The sequence below is a fragment of the Algoriphagus iocasae genome, from assembly GCF_014206875.1.
Lineage (GTDB): Bacteria > Bacteroidota > Bacteroidia > Cytophagales > Cyclobacteriaceae > Algoriphagus > Algoriphagus iocasae.
Genome location: NZ_JACIJO010000001.1, coordinates 816415 through 834004 on the forward strand (window position 1 = coordinate 816415; position 17590 = coordinate 834004).

Annotated in this window: 13 protein-coding genes; 6 read left to right on the forward strand and 7 right to left on the reverse strand. The window is 38.0% G+C overall.

The features are described from left to right. Nucleotides 1-145 precede the first annotated feature (145 nt). The gene (locus FHS59_RS03520) at nt 146-1834 is read left to right on the forward strand and encodes a hypothetical protein (protein WP_184493081.1); all 1689 of its coding nucleotides are present in this window, start codon (nt 146-148) and stop codon (nt 1832-1834) included. A 26-nt stretch (nt 1835-1860) separates the two neighbouring features. Beyond that, nucleotides 1861-3834 (forward strand): ATP-binding protein, encoded by a 1974-nt coding sequence (locus tag FHS59_RS03525; RefSeq protein WP_184493083.1) that lies wholly within the window; start codon nt 1861-1863, stop codon nt 3832-3834. A 6-nt stretch (nt 3835-3840) separates the two neighbouring features. On the opposite strand, the gene FHS59_RS03530 is transcribed toward FHS59_RS03525, so the two are convergent. Further along, complete coding sequence (locus FHS59_RS03530) at nt 3841-5532, reverse strand: hypothetical protein (protein WP_184493085.1); 1692 nt, start codon at nt 5530-5532, stop codon at nt 3841-3843. Nucleotides 5533-5842: 310 nt separating this feature from the next. On the opposite strand from FHS59_RS03530, the gene FHS59_RS03535 reads away from it, so the two are divergent. Together FHS59_RS03535 and FHS59_RS03540 are read left to right on the forward strand one after the other, a co-directional pair. Then, nucleotides 5843-6055 carry a YgaP family membrane protein gene (locus tag FHS59_RS03535; RefSeq protein WP_184493087.1) on the forward strand — a complete coding sequence of 71 codons (213 nt, stop codon included), beginning with the start codon at nt 5843-5845 and terminating at the stop codon, nt 6053-6055. A gap of 151 nt (nt 6056-6206) precedes the next feature. Continuing rightward, nucleotides 6207-7592, forward strand: a complete 1386-nt coding sequence (locus FHS59_RS03540) for a Gfo/Idh/MocA family protein (protein ID WP_184493089.1) — start codon at nt 6207-6209, stop codon at nt 7590-7592. 49 nt (nt 7593-7641) lie between these two features. On the opposite strand, the gene FHS59_RS03545 is transcribed toward FHS59_RS03540, so the two are convergent. The 3 genes from FHS59_RS03545 to FHS59_RS03555 are packed head-to-tail and all read right to left on the reverse strand — an operon-like array spanning nt 7642 to nt 10576. Continuing rightward, nucleotides 7642-8889 (reverse strand): DUF2264 domain-containing protein, encoded by a 1248-nt coding sequence (locus tag FHS59_RS03545; RefSeq protein WP_184493091.1) that lies wholly within the window; start codon nt 8887-8889, stop codon nt 7642-7644. A 12-nt stretch (nt 8890-8901) separates the two neighbouring features. Beyond that, a complete protein-coding gene (locus FHS59_RS03550; RefSeq protein WP_184493093.1) occupies nt 8902-9771 on the reverse strand; it encodes a 3-keto-disaccharide hydrolase in 870 nt (289 codons plus the stop codon). Between the two features lies 1 nt (nt 9772). Next, complete coding sequence (locus FHS59_RS03555; protein WP_184493096.1) at nt 9773-10576, reverse strand: endonuclease/exonuclease/phosphatase family protein; 804 nt, start codon at nt 10574-10576, stop codon at nt 9773-9775. 197 nt (nt 10577-10773) lie between these two features. On the opposite strand from FHS59_RS03555, the gene FHS59_RS03560 reads away from it, so the two are divergent. Next, nucleotides 10774-12381 carry an AsmA family protein gene (locus FHS59_RS03560; RefSeq protein WP_184493098.1) on the forward strand — a complete coding sequence of 536 codons (1608 nt, stop codon included), beginning with the start codon at nt 10774-10776 and terminating at the stop codon, nt 12379-12381. Between the two features lie 41 nt (nt 12382-12422). Here FHS59_RS03560 and FHS59_RS03565 read toward each other — a convergent pair whose 3' ends face one another. Both FHS59_RS03565 and FHS59_RS03570 read right to left on the reverse strand, forming a co-directional pair. Continuing rightward, a complete protein-coding gene (locus FHS59_RS03565) occupies nt 12423-12797 on the reverse strand; it encodes a PRC-barrel domain-containing protein (RefSeq protein WP_184493100.1) in 375 nt (124 codons plus the stop codon). A 149-nt stretch (nt 12798-12946) separates the two neighbouring features. Next, on the reverse strand, nt 12947-13564 hold the full coding sequence (locus FHS59_RS03570; protein WP_184493102.1) for an FMN-binding negative transcriptional regulator: 618 nt from the start codon (nt 13562-13564) through the stop codon (nt 12947-12949). A 97-nt stretch (nt 13565-13661) separates the two neighbouring features. Between FHS59_RS03570 and FHS59_RS03575 the strand changes: the two genes are divergently transcribed. Beyond that, nucleotides 13662-15923, forward strand: a complete 2262-nt coding sequence (locus FHS59_RS03575; protein ID WP_184493104.1) for a helix-turn-helix domain-containing protein — start codon at nt 13662-13664, stop codon at nt 15921-15923. A 53-nt stretch (nt 15924-15976) separates the two neighbouring features. On the opposite strand, the gene FHS59_RS03580 is transcribed toward FHS59_RS03575, so the two are convergent. Further along, on the reverse strand, nt 15977-17581 hold the full coding sequence (locus FHS59_RS03580; RefSeq protein ID WP_184493106.1) for a carboxylesterase/lipase family protein: 1605 nt from the start codon (nt 17579-17581) through the stop codon (nt 15977-15979). Nucleotides 17582-17590 lie beyond the last annotated feature (9 nt).

Consider the following 17590-nt stretch of genomic DNA (forward strand, 5'->3'; position numbering starts at 1 on the left):
ATGGAATTTGAGGAGAATTTTAGGTCTGAGAGCTTGTTTTAAAGGCTTTTTTCAAGACAGCATATTAAACGGAGAAAATTCTGTATTTTAGAATAATTCAGTAAAAATCACTGAATTAGATCGAGTTTTATTAAATGAAGAGTTTATGAAAACGATTCGGATTTTTATTGCTTCTTCTTCCGAGTTAAAAGAAGACAGAGATGATTTTAGACTTTTTATTAGCAATCAGAATGACTTATTGCACAAGAAAGGTATCTACCTAGAGTTGGTTCAATGGGAGGAATTCTTGGATTCTATTTCTGACTCCAGACTACAGGATGAATATAATCGAGCCATCAGGAGCTGCGATATCGTGGTCTGTTTGTTTTTTACCAAAGTTGGGAAATACACAGAAGAAGAATTTGATACCGCGTATGATGTGTTCAAAAAGCAGGGGAAACCTAAAATTTGGACCTATTTCAAAGATGCGCCAATTAACACAGGAACATTATCGGAAGAAGTAAATTCACTTTTTGCCTTCAAGAAGAAGATTGGTGATTTAGGGCATTTTTTTACTTCCTATACCAGCATTGATAATTTGGTCAATAAGTACCGAAGCCAATTGGATCGATATTTTGCGGAATTTGATGCAGGTGAAAAGGGGGAATCAGGAGATGAATCCAAAACCGATAAAAAGGAGATTCCAAACAGATTTAATGAAGTTTTGACTGATCAGTTAATCAATGCGATCAGCAGCCATAATAAGAGAGCGAAAGAGTTTTTAAGTGCCAATTCTGATTGGAAAGAAAATGAACACTTAATTCAAACGGCAAAGCGGCTGATTATCAATGGGTATGTTGGGGTAATTGGAGTTCAGATCAGAAAGTTGATGTCAATTGGCGAAGAAGATTTTTCAGAAAGCAAAATGAAGCGATATCTGGAAAATAGTCAAACAACGGCCAAAAGAGCCCTTCAGCTTATTTGTTATGCATTGATTTCTTCTTTGTGGGATCATCAATTAACCAAAAAAGCGAAGTTGTCTGCATCCCAAAATGAAGTTTTACTGAAGTTTTTTAGGAATGCTGCAGAGGAAGATATTCTGGATTTACTAGAATTATTAAAAAGTCTTTTAGAAGTATATTCTGGAAATCAATTGGATTTTCTCATTTCTGAATCGTTTGATTTGTTGCCGAAAATAGATAACAAGTCAGATTTTTATACAGCCTGCGAATCTCTTCATGAAGTTTCTAATTTGCTGAAAACCTCAAGCTTTTCTCTAGAAGATTGCACCAAAATAGAAACTAGTCTTGCAGTAGTGCTGTCGGAGTTAAGTTTCTTGGCAGAATACCGCATGATTTCTATCAATGAGATTGATTTTAATCAGCAGAGAAATGATGAAGAGGGCTTGTATTTACACAATTATGTTTTGCTAGATGGAGAGATTCAGTTTAGCACCAGCCAAAGCAAAGTACGAAGGGAAAACTCTCCGGTAATTTCCCATGCAGTAATATTATTCAAAGACAACTACCGAAAAAATATTAATCTGGATCCATTCATCATTGACTACAATGGTCTGGCTTTGACAGGAGGTTCTAAAATCTGCTTTTACTCTTACTGCAATACCTATGATGATATGAATCTTAATTTCAGTTTTATCGAGGATAATAGCAGAGTTGTCATCCGGAAATCTGACAATCCAAAGCCTGACGATTCTGATTTGAATGCTTTAAATAAGTGGCTATCCATGAAAGAGAATAGGAAGGATATGAATTTTGATAAAGTTTATAGTCTATTCTATCAGGCTAAAAAATCTTTGACTGGGATAGAAGAAGAATCTACAGAGGATCAATTCTAATTTTTTAAAATCAAAAAGGAAATCACATGAAAAAATACCCTTTTAAGTTTCTCGATTCCTACCAGAAAGAGGATAAAAGCGTGTTTTTTGGGAGAGATGAAGAAATCAATTCTTTGTATGAAATGGTTTTTCAATCCTCTGTTGTATTGGTATATGGGGCTTCTGGAACAGGCAAAACCAGTTTGATCAATTGCGGTCTGGCCGGGAGGTTTCAGCCCCATGATTGGCTGGAAATAATGGTTCGAAGAGGAAGAGATATCAACCAGTCTTTGAGTTCTGCCTTGGCTAATTTGGGAGGGAATGTTGATGTAGACATCGATAAAAGTAAGTGGGAGAATGACTGGGATGAAGAATTCGATAAAAAAGGAAAAGAATTAACCCCTCTGGCTAAATCCATTAAAACGATTTACCAAAAATCCTTCAGACCCATCTATTTGATATTTGACCAGTTTGAGGAACTTTTTGTTTTGGGAACTACCATTGAGCAGCAAACTTTTTTGGAGTCAATCAAAGGGCTTTTAGATTCAGGCCAGCCAGTTAAGTTGATTTTTTCGATCAGAGAAGAATATTTAGGGTACTTGGCGGAGTTTGAAAGAGAAATCCCCCAGTTGCTCCGAAAAAAGCTAAGAGTGGAACCGATGAACCTTGAGAAAGTCAAACAAGTAATCATTGGCGCAGCATCTTTTGAAAATTCCAATATTTCAATAAAAACTGGGGAGGAAGATGCTGTTGCAGAAGCCATTTTTCAGAAAATCAGAGGAGATAAAAAGTCCTTGACGATAGCTTTGCCATTCCTTCAAGTCTTTTTAGATAAGCTGTATTTACAGATTACGGGAGATGAAAACAGGCAAAAACAAGCTGAATTCTCTTTGGCCAGTGTTAATGAAATGGGAGAAATAGGTGATGTTTTAATTAATTTCTTAGAAGATCAGGTTTCTCGGATTTCAGAATCTCTTCGTGGTAAATATCAAGAGTTTAAACCAGAATTGATTTGGAAAATTCTTTCGCCTTTCGCGACTTTGGAAGGTACAAAAGACCCCATTAGCAAAATCGAATTGTTTGCCCGTCTTCCTGATCTTGATAATCAAATGATTTTGGACGTAGTCCAGGCCTTTATCACAAGTAGGATTCTCCGCTATAATGATACCAATGAGACTTATGAAATAGCACATGATTCCTTGGCAAAACCTATCGCCGAGAAAAGGTCTGTGGAGGAAAAGGCGATTTTAGAAATCAAGAGACTGATTAAAAGTCAGATTGGGGTGAGGGAAGAAGCGAGAGAATTCTTTACCGAAAAACAATTGATCTTTTTAGAGCCTTATTTGGGAAAATTTAAACTGAGTGAAGAGGAGAGTAATTGGATAGCAAAAAGCCGGGAATCTCTAAAACTGGAAAAGCAGAAGGAGGCTAAAAGGAAATATGAAGAACTGGTAAAAAGCAAGAAATCCATGTTCTTGAAAATTGCTGTGGTTGTCTTTGTAATCATCGCGGGGCTCTTTGTCTATTTGGCGATTAAAGCTCAGGAAAATGCGATTCTCGCTGAGAATGAAGCATTGGCAGCTAAAAAGGCTAATGATTATTCAAGCGAATTGTTGAGGCTGGTCATGGAAGGAAGGGGTGATCAATACGCCAATGTAAGTGACAGTGTTCTGAAGCAGATTCTGTATAGAGAAAGAACTTCTCCTTTGAGTGAATTAATCGAAGTAAAAGCTTCTGTTAGCCCTTCCAATGCTGGTGGGGAAAACAAGAATTACACTATGTGGCTTGATGTACCTTCTTTCAGAAAAGATGAAATCAAAGAAGTCCAATATAATTTTTGCAGAGGATTTGCAGACCGGCTTAGAGTTTCCAAAGATCCGACTTCTTCTTTTTCTATCGGTTATTTAGGTTGGGGGTATTGCCCGATCATGAGAATTGATGTCATCCTTCAGTCGGGAGATACAATTAGAAAAGAATTTTCTTTCGAGAGGTATTTTAGAGAAAATCCCCCGGTCGACTAAAATTTGTTATTGAATTATCGAGGCTAATCCAGCTTTTTGGAGATAATCTTGAACGTTTATGTTTCCGCCAAGAACCAACTCAGGAACTTCCCCAATATCATTCTGATGAAAATGATATACCAGAACAGTCAGGACTTTTGGGCTGATGACTTTTTCTTTTAAGTCAGCGGGTAATTCTTTATAGCTGTTCAATAGAATTTGCTCGGAAAATGTACCAGAAAGACCTTCACCAGCGGGGTCGGCCTCATTTGAATCAATGATGAAAGTAAACATCCTATATTCCGACTCGATATCCAGAAACATGGATTTGACAATTTCGAAATAAGAGAAATGGTCTTCACTGCCCAAACTTTTTATAAATCTTTTATCATTAGGTACTTCTGAACCATCAAGATTAAATTTCTCCAGACTGGTAGCAATCGCAAAACCATTCTGGTTGAAATAGTAATAGTGGAGTTGGTTGGTAAATCCTTTGCTAGCTAATTTGCCTTTTAGAAAGGTATCCACTTGTCCCAAATTGCTTAGTTCTGATTTGTAGTTGGAAACAAAATACTTAGCTGAGGCTTTGGGTGGAGGGCTAGGGAAGAATTTTTTCTGAATTTCTTGGGAGTACATGACAATTGGTTCCTCTTGGGTAAGTGGTGGATCAAATTTTACTGCTTCCTCATACTCAGGTTTTTTGATGGAAGTTGGTCTTCTTCCACTGCCTGTTATTCCTCCCCCAGACGATTTCATTGTATTTGTTTTCTTTGTAGTGTTATCTACTTGTTTTTTGATCTCTGCCACAACAGTAGGGTTTAGTTCCTCTTTGATGAAATCATCATCAACGGAGTTTAATCGATTGATCCAGTATTTATATTTCGAATTCAGGAGATCATGATCTGATTCTCGGGAACTTTTCACTTTCAGTAAAGTCATTAATTCCACATATCTGTAAATCACTTCCGCTCTCAATCCGGTATAATATTCTGGATTAATGTTGTTTAAATCACTTGAAACATGAATGCTTGGCTGAATTTGATTGGTTTGAACAATAGATTTAATTGGTATTCCGTAGCTCCTGCTCAAGAATTGCATCGAGTCCAATTCATAGATCTTTGAAAATTTGGCTTTGGTTAAAAATCTTCGAAAGTCTTGATAAAGTTCCTCGTCAATTTTATCGTTTATTTCATTTTTTAATCGGATGAGATTGGTCTTGTGTTGAAGATCTGCATCAATGGTAAAACCTATTAAGTTGAAAAATGAGTTGGGTGGTTGGCTATAGAAAAGAGAGTCATTTGTGCCGGAATTATTGTATTGTTTGATGGCGATATCCAATGAATTTTTTAGCCGAATCACGAAAGCTTTTCTTTGAGGATTTGGTCGGGAAAGTATTGCCTGAGTTCTACGATCCGAATAGAAAAAGTAGGTCTGGTTAAATTGTAAAAGGGACTGAGTAAACTGATAGAGCGTTTGATTTCCTCTTAAAAAAGCTGGAGTTTTGATTTTGTCAATTTCACTTTTCTCGTAATTGAGGATTTTTTCAATTCTCGGCCATTCCAAAGAATCAAAATAGCTTGCTGTCAAGTAAAGATTCATGTATGCCTGAGCCAATAGGATCGAATCATTTTTTGAGGAAATAAGATCCTCTTGTGCCTTGAGTTTCCCGCAAAGCAGCATAACTGAAATGGAAAAAATGAACAATTTGAAAAATTTCATTTGACGTTTATAAATGAATGTTGAATCAAATGCCTTCCAAAAATTAGGCAGCCTAAAATTCTCCGTCTCAAAAAAACTTTCATACTCAATATGAAAATAAGAGCCCAGATAAGATTATGAATATACGTGATTAAAATGGATTTTGCGCTTTGATTAACTTGATATTCAGTAGTATGTGTTTTTGAAAAGCAGATGCTAAATCAATTTCTTATGTGACTTTAGTCATATCAAAATGAGGATGCTTTTGATATGTTTATCAAGTCGGAAGCGTATTTCGACTTAACCATTCATCCACCAAATTTTAGAAATCATGATTAAAAATATGGGAAGTGCCGACCGAGGTATCAGGTTGGTCATAGCAGCTTTACTTATAGCTCTTTACTTTTCCGGAGTTGTGACTGGGACTTTAGGAGTTATTGCATTGATTTTAGCTGGCGTTTTTACTTTAACCAGCATAGTGAGTTTCTGTCCACTTTATACCATTGTAGGACTCAATACTTGCCGAAACTCTAGTGTAAAATAGATTTTTCGAAATTCTTATTCCTTTGAAAATTAAGCCAGAATTAACCAATTCTGGCTTTTTTATCAGGTATTTACCACCTCTCAAAGAATTTTAGGCTGAATTTTTTAATATTTACCATTAGTATTGAATCAGAATACCAAAATACCAACACATGAAAAATAACAAAAGGAGAGAATTTTTAAAGGCATCTGGTTTAGCCGGATTGGGCTTATTTGGAGCAGGTTCTGTGTATGCAGGAGATATCAATAAGTTACCGGAAGAACTAAGAAAATACGAGAATCGACAACAGTCTTTTAACATGTCCGGTTATGCGGCTCCGAAAATTGAAACAGTTCGAATTGGTATTGTTGGGTTGGGTATGCGTGGCCCAGGTGCAGTTGACCGTTTGAGTAAAATCGATGGTGTGGAGATTAAGGCACTTTGTGATTTGTTACCTGAGCGAGTTGAAAAAGCAAAAGCGCAGTTAAAAGATACATCTCATAGACCAGATGGATATTCTGGACATGTATATTCCTGGAAAGAAATGATGGATCGACCAGATTTGGATTTGATTTACATCGCCACTCCTTGGGAATGGCATACTCCTATGGCAGTTTATGCCATGGAAGCAGGAAAACATGCCGCTTGTGAGGTGCCTATCGCTAGAACGCTAGATGAATGCTGGCAATTAGTAGAAACCTCTGAGCGTACTAAAAAGCACTGTATGCAGCTTGAAAACTGCTGCTATGACTTCTTCGAATTGATGACTTTGAAGATGGCTCGTGAGGGATATTTTGGTGAAGTACTTCACGTAGAAGGAGCCTATATCCATGACCTTCTTGCTCTTAATTTTGATAAAAATGGGTACCAGGGCATGTGGAGATTAAAAGAAAATTATCGGGATGGAAATCTTTATCCAACACATGGTTTAGGACCTATTTGCCAGATTTTGAATATCAATAGAGGAGATCAAATGGATTATTTGACGTCTGTCTCTTCCAACGATTTCATGATGAAAGCAAAGGCAGAACAACTTGCCGCTGAAGATAATTTCTTCTCGGATTTTGCTGCAAAGCATTACAGAGGAAATATGAATACTACTGTGGTGAAAACCAAGCATGGTAAGACTATCATGATTCAGCATGATGTGACGAGTCCAAGACCGTATTCAAGACTTCATGTGGTAAGCGGTACCGAAGGTTATGCTCAAAAATATCCAACGCCGAAAGTTGCCAAAGGACATGGCTGGTTAAAAGACGAAGAATTCAAAGATCTAGAAACAAAATATACTCCAGAGATCGTACAGAAAGTGGGTGAGTTGGCCAAGCAAGTGGGTGGTCACGGAGGAATGGACTTCATGATGGACTGGAGATTGATAGACTGTCTTAGAAATGGACTTCCTTTGGATCAGGATGTTTATGATGGTGCACTTTGGAGCTGTATTTCTCCGCTAAGTGAGTGGTCTGTTGCCAATAGATCTAACTCCATCGATGTTCCTGACTTTACAGGTGGAAGTTGGAAAACAAATAAGCCTGTTCCAATTACTCTTAGAGGATAATATTAATGGTTCAAAAAGAAGCCCGCTGTTCATCAACAGCGGGCTTTTCTTATTTCAGAGCCTCATCTCTTTTCAGATTTTCTCCGTTCCAAATCTTTTTGTTTGTCCAATCTTCTGCTGGATCAGTCCAGAAAGGATGGTTTGCAGGCAAACCTAATGGCAAAAATCCCAATGAACATAAATACAGGCTTCCGGTACTGATATAAGGTTCTGCCAAATCAGGCTGATGTCCAGCCAAACCAAGCTGTAGCCAGTTGTTTGTGTCGAATGTATCTTTAGCAGAAAACAATCTTTTATACACGGCTGTGAGTGCAGACCGTACCTGACCATTGCTGATTTCTGAAGGGAGATCCTCTTTCAAAACAATTTCTGCCAAAGGTTGAAATGCGCCTGATCTATAACATATTGACCTTCCGATGGCAGGATAAGTTCCTTCCGGAGAAATCATTAACTCTAATTGCCTTCCAAACCGTTTCATCCGGATTTTTGCTTTTTCTAGATCTGCTTCATAAGCTTTTTGCTTTGTGACTGCAATTTCCAAAACTTGAATCAACATGGGCTGAATGACATAAGAATTATAATAGTCTAAGTGAAATTCCGACCCATCTCCATACCATCCATCTCCCAGATACCATTCCATGTGTTTTTTGATGGCAAAATCCATTCGCATCAAATCCCCTTGATCACCTACAGAAAACAAGAAAGCGTCGATCATCGCTCCGAACAAAATCCAGTTATTATAAAAAGGTTTGATTGCCAATTTCTGAGCGTGAAGTTCTTTGATCAATCGAGCTTTAGTTTCTGGCTCCAGAGGTTCCCAAAGTTGCTTAGGTGCTCGCATAATCCCATGAACCAAAAACGCTCCGTCTACCAAGGGTTGCGCGCCTTTCGTCCAGTTGATATAGTCCGGTGAATTTGGATCTACGGCATGTTTGATGCTTAATAATGCTTTTTCTCTTAACTCTTTTTGCAAAACAGCTTCTTCTCCACCGACTTCTTCTAACTCTAGCCAAGGTGCCAATCCTGCCAGTAATCGACCAATGGCTTCCAAATAAGTTACTGTTTCTCGATCTCCATACGCACCTTCAGGTACTTCCACCGGCATCAAGCTTTTCAGTTTTCCTTGAGACATGGCGTCGAGAACCGGACGTGAGATTTTATAAAGTAAATCGATCCATATTTTTCGATCATTCTCTGCTGGCAATGAGGATGTATTACTAAATGCCTGATTGGATATCCCAAAAACAGCACCAAGTGCTGGAACTGTTTTGATGAAATCCCTTCTTTTAAATGTCATTATAATGAAATATTAATTTTTGATAGTTTCTGAATTCAAAAGGTTAAGTACGGCTTCATTTAACTGATCATTTTTCCCGATTAAATCATCCAATTCCACGATCGCAACTTTTCTAAAATCAATAGGGTGACTTTCACTTTGAAGAGAAATGAAACCTTCTTTCAAAAGTTGCCCATCAATTTTTACAGCCGGATCAAATGGATTTACATTTCCACCACCGATCTGAGGCTTATTGTAGCTAAACACGGTATCCATTCCCACCATGTGGTGAATGACAGAATCACCTAGAACAATGAAATTAGCTGTTACCCATTGGTCGCCAGCATAAGTTTCAGAGGAAGAGTTGATACAATGTGGAGTGAATAAGGTATCTGCTAAAACTACATTCGTTCCGGGAGTACAAAGGTTACAGGTACTTCTCTTATCCGTTCCATTTCCGCCTAGAAACTGAGCTTCCACAGAAATAGGGAAGTCTTGGTCCACCAACATGGTTTTTGGGTCTTGCCCATGCAGCATTGCACCGCTATTTCTCCATGCCCATCCTTCACCACCATTGGCTTGCTCGCCTACAAAACGGTACTGAACCTGTAAAACATAATTAGAAAAGGATTCATTGTAAAAGATATGACCGTACTGACGATCAAACTGATCATATCCATCGTACCTCACTTGCATCATGCCGTCTTCCACTCGGAAGGTATTGGCAAAATTGTCATTCAGTTCATGCTTGCTGATTTTTATAGACCAGTCATTTAGATCTTTTCCATTGAAAAGGTCACGCCATTCAAGTTGGTTTTTTTCTTCTTCTACCTGGGTATTTGTACTTGGGCTGCATGCGTAAAGCGCCAGACAGCTAAGGGCAAGGCTAATAGATTTTTTCATATTATTTCAATTGTAAAGTGACAAGGACAGGATAATGATCTGAATGTAGAACATTCAATACTTGGTAATCTACCAAAGTAAATTTACTGGAATCAAACCAAACATAGTCAATTCTAGCACCGTCTTCCATGGTTCCATAAGTAGGGGAGTACGGCGTGGGGGATGCTCCGGCATCTTTCCAGCTTCCTTTGATGCTTTTATAAGCTTTCGAATCAGGCTTGAGATTTAAATCTCCTGCCCAAATGGTGGGAAGTTTCTCTTTTTTTGCTCTTAGACTTACAGCTTCCACCTGTGCAATCCGGTTTTCTTCAAATTGGTGACAAAGGTGAGTTCCAGCAAATTTAATTTTCTTCCCGGAAGGAAGCTCATAAGTTACCCATGCAGCGGCTCTAGGTTCACCGCCCCCAGGAAGAGGTAGGTTTTGAGTTTCAAATTTCCCATTTCCTTTTACAAGCAATCCTTCTCCATATCCTCCTTCCGCAAAGTCCATTGCTTTGGCAAAATACCCTGTATACCCCGTTAATTCAGCTAATTTTTGCATCAAATCCTCCTTTTCTCCATAAACTCCCGCAGAGCGGGTAGTCATGCTATCCACCTCTTGCATAGCGACTAGATCAGGCTGTAATTCTGATATTAAAGCAGCTATTTCTTCTAAGTTTCCTACACCTTGATGGTTTGGGTTTTCCCCATGAAAGATGTTGTAGCTGAGTATTTTAATGGTTTCCGAAGAAGATTGAGCAAAAGCAGAGCTACCAAGCCCTATAAGAAAAAGAAAAAGTAGAATTTTGCTTTGAGGAATTTTCATGGTTTTTCAGATCGATGGGTTTAAAAATTGAAGTTAAAAATGAATAGGTCAAGTTGCAGAAATTCATTGTTGAATGGTTGAAATAGATGGTAGAATCACTTGTTGAATAATAGAATACGACCTAAAAACATCAGGATTTGATGGAAGGAATCTGAAATATTCAATAATAAGTTATCTTTCAATGTAAAGACATATTCATGAAGAAATTAGGGATTGGCCTGCTCGTATTATTGGTTGTAGGCATCGCAGGAACTTACTATTTGGAAATTTGGCTTGGAAAAAGAATTCCAGAAGTGATCAATGCAAATCCTGATCGGAATTACGATTTACAATTTGAGGAAATTGATATCCATTTATTGAAAAAGGGAGTAGAACTCAAAAAAATCATGTTGGTTCCGTTGGATGATTCCTTGGCTACCAAAATGAATGGATCTATCCGAAGTATTGAAATGTCAGGAGTGGATTTTTTGGCTTTGATTTTCAATAATAAATTAGAGATAGGTGAAATTAAACTACTGGAACCTGCTTTTAGGCTAATTCAAAGAGATAGGAAAAGCAATGCCAATGAAAGCTCTAAGGCATTTCAGGACTTATTTAAGGATTTGATTTCCAGAGGTGTAATTAAAAACTTTTTTCTCGAAAAAGGGACTGCTGAAATGTTTATGGACAAAGACAGTCTCTATCGGTTCGGGCAATTTACAGATCTTACCATTGTCGCACATGGTATAGAATCAGACTCATTGATAGCAAAAAATGTGATTCCTTTTAAATTGGAAAGTATTGCAACCAGTCTGAAGAATCTAAAAATCAATACTGATACCAATCAAGAATTTCGAATCGCGGAAGCAAGTTATAGTTCGGGTAAGAATATTGGTACTTTAAAAGGGATTTCTCTTAAATATAATGAAGGGCTTGATGGAGCAAGAAGTAAATCTGAGTTTCAAAAAGACTTGATCCAGTTGGATATCAAAGAATTCGAACTAAGTCAAATCGATACCGAAAGTACAATTTATGGGAACTGGGCTATTTTCGCAAAGCTAGCTAGGATTGATAGTTTGGTTTTGGAGGATTTGAGAGATAAAAATAAGCCAAGACCTGATGAACCAATCAAGCCTTTATTCGAAGGAATGGTAGAAGCTATTCCTTTCCCGATCAAATTGGATTCAATAAAAGTCACCAACTCTACCATCTCATACAAGGAGATTTTACAGGGGAAAAATGAACCGATTCAATTGAACTTTCAGGAGATTCAAGGAAGTATTACCAACTTAGTCTCATCTGATTCTCTTCAAAATCAGGGGAGTCTCCTCGTAGATGTTACCTCAGTTTTGAATGGATTTGCTCCCGTGAAAATGAAGATAGATATTCCTTATGGCACAAAATCCTTTGCACTGGATGCATCTATTGGTAGTTTTAACTTAACAGCATTAAATGAGATCTTTGAACCAATGGGGAAGTTTAGAGTCGAATCAGGGACCTTGCGTGGGCTAAAACTAAGCATGGATGCCAATGAGAAAGGTTCTTCGAATCAACTCAATTTTGATTATGAAAATTTGAAACTGGAGATTTATAAATCTGATGGGCAACAGAGGAGTAAAAATGGGATTTTGTCTTCAGTGGCTAATTTATTGACCTCTAAAGAAAACCTTCCTGGTTCAAAAAATTATAAAATTTCCACCCATTGGACTTCGAGAAATCCTTATCGTGCTCCTTTTCATTTGATTTGGATTTCTACCAAAGATGGAATGATGGCGATTGTTCCATCGGGGCTGGGAAATATTTTTATGCCTGATAGTAAAAAGTAAAAGCCTGTCCAAAGAACAGGCTTCCAAAATTCCATTTACTATTAAATAAACGGAACTCTTCTTCTTTCAAATCCATAATAGGTATGTAAATCCTCAATGAATTCATGTTGAGGACCTGAAGGCCAATTGTCTTTGTCAAATCCAGGCGCATTCTCTAATTTTTCCTTCTCAACATTGACGATAATTACGTCTTTTTGCTGAGTATGAAAATGGAATGCTTGCCATGGCAAAGCCAAAAGTTTGCTCCCTAAGTTTAAGAAACCTTCGTCTACAGCAAGTACGACATACACGACGTCTCCTGTTTCGGTATCAATCATGATATCCTTGATTTTGCCGACTTTTTCGTCTCTGGCAGTTTTGATAGTACATTCTGAAGTAGTTGAACTACTAATAGGAAAATGATAATCGGTATTCATTGTTAGTTGGTTTAGTGAAACATTTAATATGCTTTATACTTTACCAATAGCATGCCTTTTTGTAAAACTTAGTTCTAGCGCTATAATGAGGGTTTTAAAAAAATCAGGCTGTGTGTTATTTCTACCAATTGGGAAATTGAATACCTGATTTATTTTTTCATCCGGTTTTTCATTTCCTTTGCGACTTCCTGATCAGTTCCAAAGTTGCTGGACTCGAGATGCTGAATGATAGAATGGTAATTTGTTTCGTCTCGATTTTGCGAAAGTTTTGCATTGGCTTGAACTTCATTGATAGTGATTTCTACCCCGATCAGCCCTCTTAATTGACTTTCCAAATAAGGTTTGCTCATACCCTCTACAGAAACTCGATTGGGCCTTCCTTCTTCAAATCTATCTACCAAAGTTTTGAGATGATCCATCAACTCTTCCCCTTCAATAATCCGGATATTTCCATAAATATGCACTGCCAAATAATTCCATGTCGGGACATTTTCATGATTGTACCAGGAAGAGGAAATATAAGCATGTGGACCTTTGAAGATTACCAAAATTTCTTTTTCTCCCAGTTGTTTCCATTGGATGTTTGCTTTGGCAACATGTCCTGTGATTGTGGTTTTTCCTTCTTTATTTTTGGATAAAAGGAGAGGGATATGTGTGGCCCAAGGTTTTCCATTTACTTCGGAAACCAAAGTAGCAAATGGATTGCCTTTGATGAATTCTACAATTTCGGCTTCTTCTTCCCAGACGTTTTTCGGGTGTATGTACATCGATTTGCTGTTTAATTACTGAAAATTAAAAGGAAATTTTGATCAAAGACAAAAGGAAGTTTAATTCAAAAAATAATAATTTTTATTAATTTAGTTTATGGACAACTATTCTACAGACAAGTTGGAATTTGCGGCCAAATTTGTCAATAATACCAATGCTCCGATTTTTTTGACAGGTAAAGCTGGGACGGGGAAAACAACTTTTTTACGTGATTTGGCTAAGCGTACTCATAAAAGACATGTGATTTTAGCTCCAACAGGTATCGCTGCTCTTCATGCCAAAGGAGTAACTATCCATTCCCAATTTCTACTCCCTTTGGGAAGTTTTCTGCCTGTCAGAGAGCCTGAAGGAAATTTTACGGATCAATATGGCTTTTTCACACAGCACACATTGGGTAGAAAACATCCATTAAATAAGTTGCGAAAAAGTGTCCTAAAGGCTGTAGAACTATTAGTGATCGATGAGGTAAGTATGCTTAGAGCAGATGTCTTGGATGCTATCGATTATCGCATGAAAAGTGTCAAGAGAAATTTCCGTGAGCCTTTTGGTGGGGTTCAGGTGTTGATGATCGGGGATTTGTTTCAGCTTCCGCCCATTGTGAAAGACCATGAATGGCATGTCCTGAATCGATTTTACAATAGCATGCATTTTTTTGAAGCGAAGGCTCTTCAGAATTCAGGGATGGTTTATTTGGAATTGGATAAAATTTTTCGTCAGCAGGATGATCAGTTTATTTCCGTTCTCAATCATTTGAGGGATAATCGGGTGACAAATGAAGACATCCAACTTCTGAATAGTCATTTTAAAAGTGAGGAGGAAATCGGCCAATTGAACGACTACATTACCATCACGACCCATAATTATAAGGCCGATCAGATCAATCAAAAAGAGATGGAAGGTCTTGAAGGAAAATCCATGTTTTTTGAGGCAGATGTGGAAGGTGATTTTCCCGAGACTTTGTATCCTTTACCTGAGAAACTGGAACTTCGGGAAGGAGCACAGATCATGTTTGTGAAAAATGACAGTTCTGGAAATTCTTTTTATTTCAATGGTAAAATTGCCAAAGTAATTCAACTGAAAAAGGATGAAATATTGGTAGAGATGCAGGATGATCAGGAGGAATATCAGCTTAGAAAGGAGACATGGGAGAATAAAAAATATGTCGTTAATCCTGATACGAAAGAATTGGATGAGGAAGTGATTGGAACTTTTGAGCAATACCCGGTAAAATTAGCTTGGGCAGTAACGGTCCATAAAAGCCAAGGGCTGACTTTTGATAAGGCAATCATCGATGTAGGGCGGGCATTCGCCCCTGGTCAGGTATACGTGGCTCTTTCCAGATTGAGAAGTTTGGATGGGTTGGTTTTGAGAAGTAGAATCCAATCGAGTTTAGTATACTCAGATAATCAAGTGGTAAATTTTTCTCAAAGTGCAGGAAATCAGCAGGATTTGAAGGAATTGTTGCTTTATCAACAAAATACCTATTTGGGAAAACTAGTGGAGCAAACTTTTGATTTTGTTCTTATTCTTAGAGAGCTAGAAAGTTTTCAGAAAGAAGAAAACAGCACCATGCAATTTGAAGATCCAGAAATGCAAATGACGATACCTCAAGTGTATGAGCTTCTATCCCAAGAAGTTGGAAATACTGAGAAATTTAGAAGACAATTACTCTATTTACTTCAGGAAAAGGAATCGGAGAAAATTCAGGAACGAATTAAAAAAGGTGGTCAATATTACCGCGAGCTTTTAGCTAATTCCCTGAAGAAAATTCTCGGGCAAATGGGGATGGCAGAGCAGTTTTCAAGAACAAAAAAATACGTGGAGGGATTAGAAGCAATCGAGGAAAGTTTACTTCGAAAATATCTTGAAATAAGTAAACTGGGTCGATTGATTGAGGTGATTTCCAAAGGAGAAGTTCCTTCGAAAATGCAAGAATTGGAAGAAGAGCTGCTCGCTTTGAGAAGGCAGTTTATATCAATCGCAAAAGAAAACGCCAAGGATAAAATCAAAGACATCAAATCAAAAACCGGGAGAAAGAAGAGGGATTCTTTAAAACCAAAAAGACAAAAAGGGGATTCTTTTGAAGTTACCTACCAATTATTTCAATCCGGGAAAACTGCCGAAGAGATTGCCAAAGAAAGAAGTTTGGCTCAATCTACCATCAAATCCCATTTGGCCTATGGCATTGAAACGGGAAGAATTGAATTGACTGATTGCCTTTCTGAAGGTGTAATTTCCGAAATCAGGGATGAGCTGGAAAAGCAGAAAAGTATGAGTGAATTAAGAGCGTTTTTTGATGGGAAATATGATTACGGCACCATCAAGATGGTAATAGCCGGAAATAAGGTTGGATTATAAAAAAATATGGGGAGTCTTTAGAACTCCCCAGTTGGAAACGGGAATAGATAAAATTAATTGTTTCCGTAGTATTTATCATGAAACTGATATCTCGCCTGATCTGTAGCCTGGATCAATTTACTCTCCACATCAATAACCATAGTTGGAGGTGTTGGATCTGATCCTTCCACTTTTTCCCAACTAGGTAAATCCTCTCCGTTTGGATTTCCTGTTTTGATGAAATTCGCGAAGTAATTCATGAAGGTTTTTGAAACCAGGTAGTCTTCAGGTGTCCAAGAGTAGGCATCCACTAAGGGAAGATTTCCCATCGCATATTCAATTTCGCAGGCATGAGGAGCACCAATAGCTTCTGGCATTTTTGGGCCACCTTCGATAGTTCCTCCTGCCAAACCAGATGAAAGATTGGAGTCTTTCAATGGTGGGCGAAGTTTGCTATAAAGGTATCTGTAAACTGGTTGATCCGAATTTTTTGCATGTAAATCAATCCATTTCCAAGTGCTGTAGGCAATAAATCTATCCGCAGCCAAATGGGTTGCTGACCATTCTACTTCTTCTGGATTGGCATGTGGGTGAAGTTTTAACACCTCTTCGTAATCGGTAGGATAAGTGCTTTTTACGACCTCGATAAAAGCTTCTGGAGTATATGGTTTTCCTTGCATAAATGCCATTCCCGGGATCTCTGCTGAGTTCCATCCAGCTAATAAAGGAACCATTGCCTGTTCTTTTGCTTCGAAGATTTCAGTTAAGGTCTTTGGAAGAAAATAACCATCTAAAACCACCGGAAACCCAAATCTTTTTGACTCATTATAGATTTCATAAATCTTCTTGGTGGATAACTTCCTCAATTCTTCAATGGTGGAATATCCAGCCTCTTTGGCAAAATCTTCACCGGTTTTTTCAGCTTCTTCAAGACTCACAGGAGCCAGAGTAGGATTGATTCCGGCCCCGCTTTCTCCGATTGCACCTGCTATATAATCTTTGGAAAGGGGAGAAGCCATCTGATAGCTGACAGAAATTGAGCCGGCAGATTCCCCTGCAATGGTCACTTTATTGGGATCTCCACCAAATGCTTCAATGTTTTCTTTCACCCATTTCAAAGAGGCCATTTGATCCAGCAACCCATAATTTCCTGAGGCTTTATAAGGAGCTTCAGCACTCAAGCCAGGGTGTGCATAAAAGCCAAAAATGTTTAATCTATAATTGACAGTAACGACGACAATTCCTTTTTGAGACATTGCCTCTCCATTATATCTAGGTTCTGAACCATCTCCTGCTACAAAACCGCCTCCATAAAAATAGACCAGGACTGGCAAATCCTTCGTGTATCTATCAGCTGGAGTCCAAACGTTTAGATAGAGGCAGTCTTCACTTAGCCCATCTGATTTGAAATCCATATCTCCAAAAACTGGAGCTTGAATTGCCCTAGGACCAAAACTCATTGTTTTCAATACTCCATTCCAGTTTTCAAGTGGTTGAGGAGCTTTCCATCTAAGCTCACCCACAGGAGGTTTGGCAAATGGAATCCCAAAGAATTTCTGAATGCCTGACTTGGTATCAAAAGAACCTTCAATTATTCCATTTTTTATTTTAGTTTGCACGGCAAATCCGTTTAGGTTTTGAGCTTTTAGTAACGTTGGTAAGATTGTTAATAAAGCCATGAAAAAAAT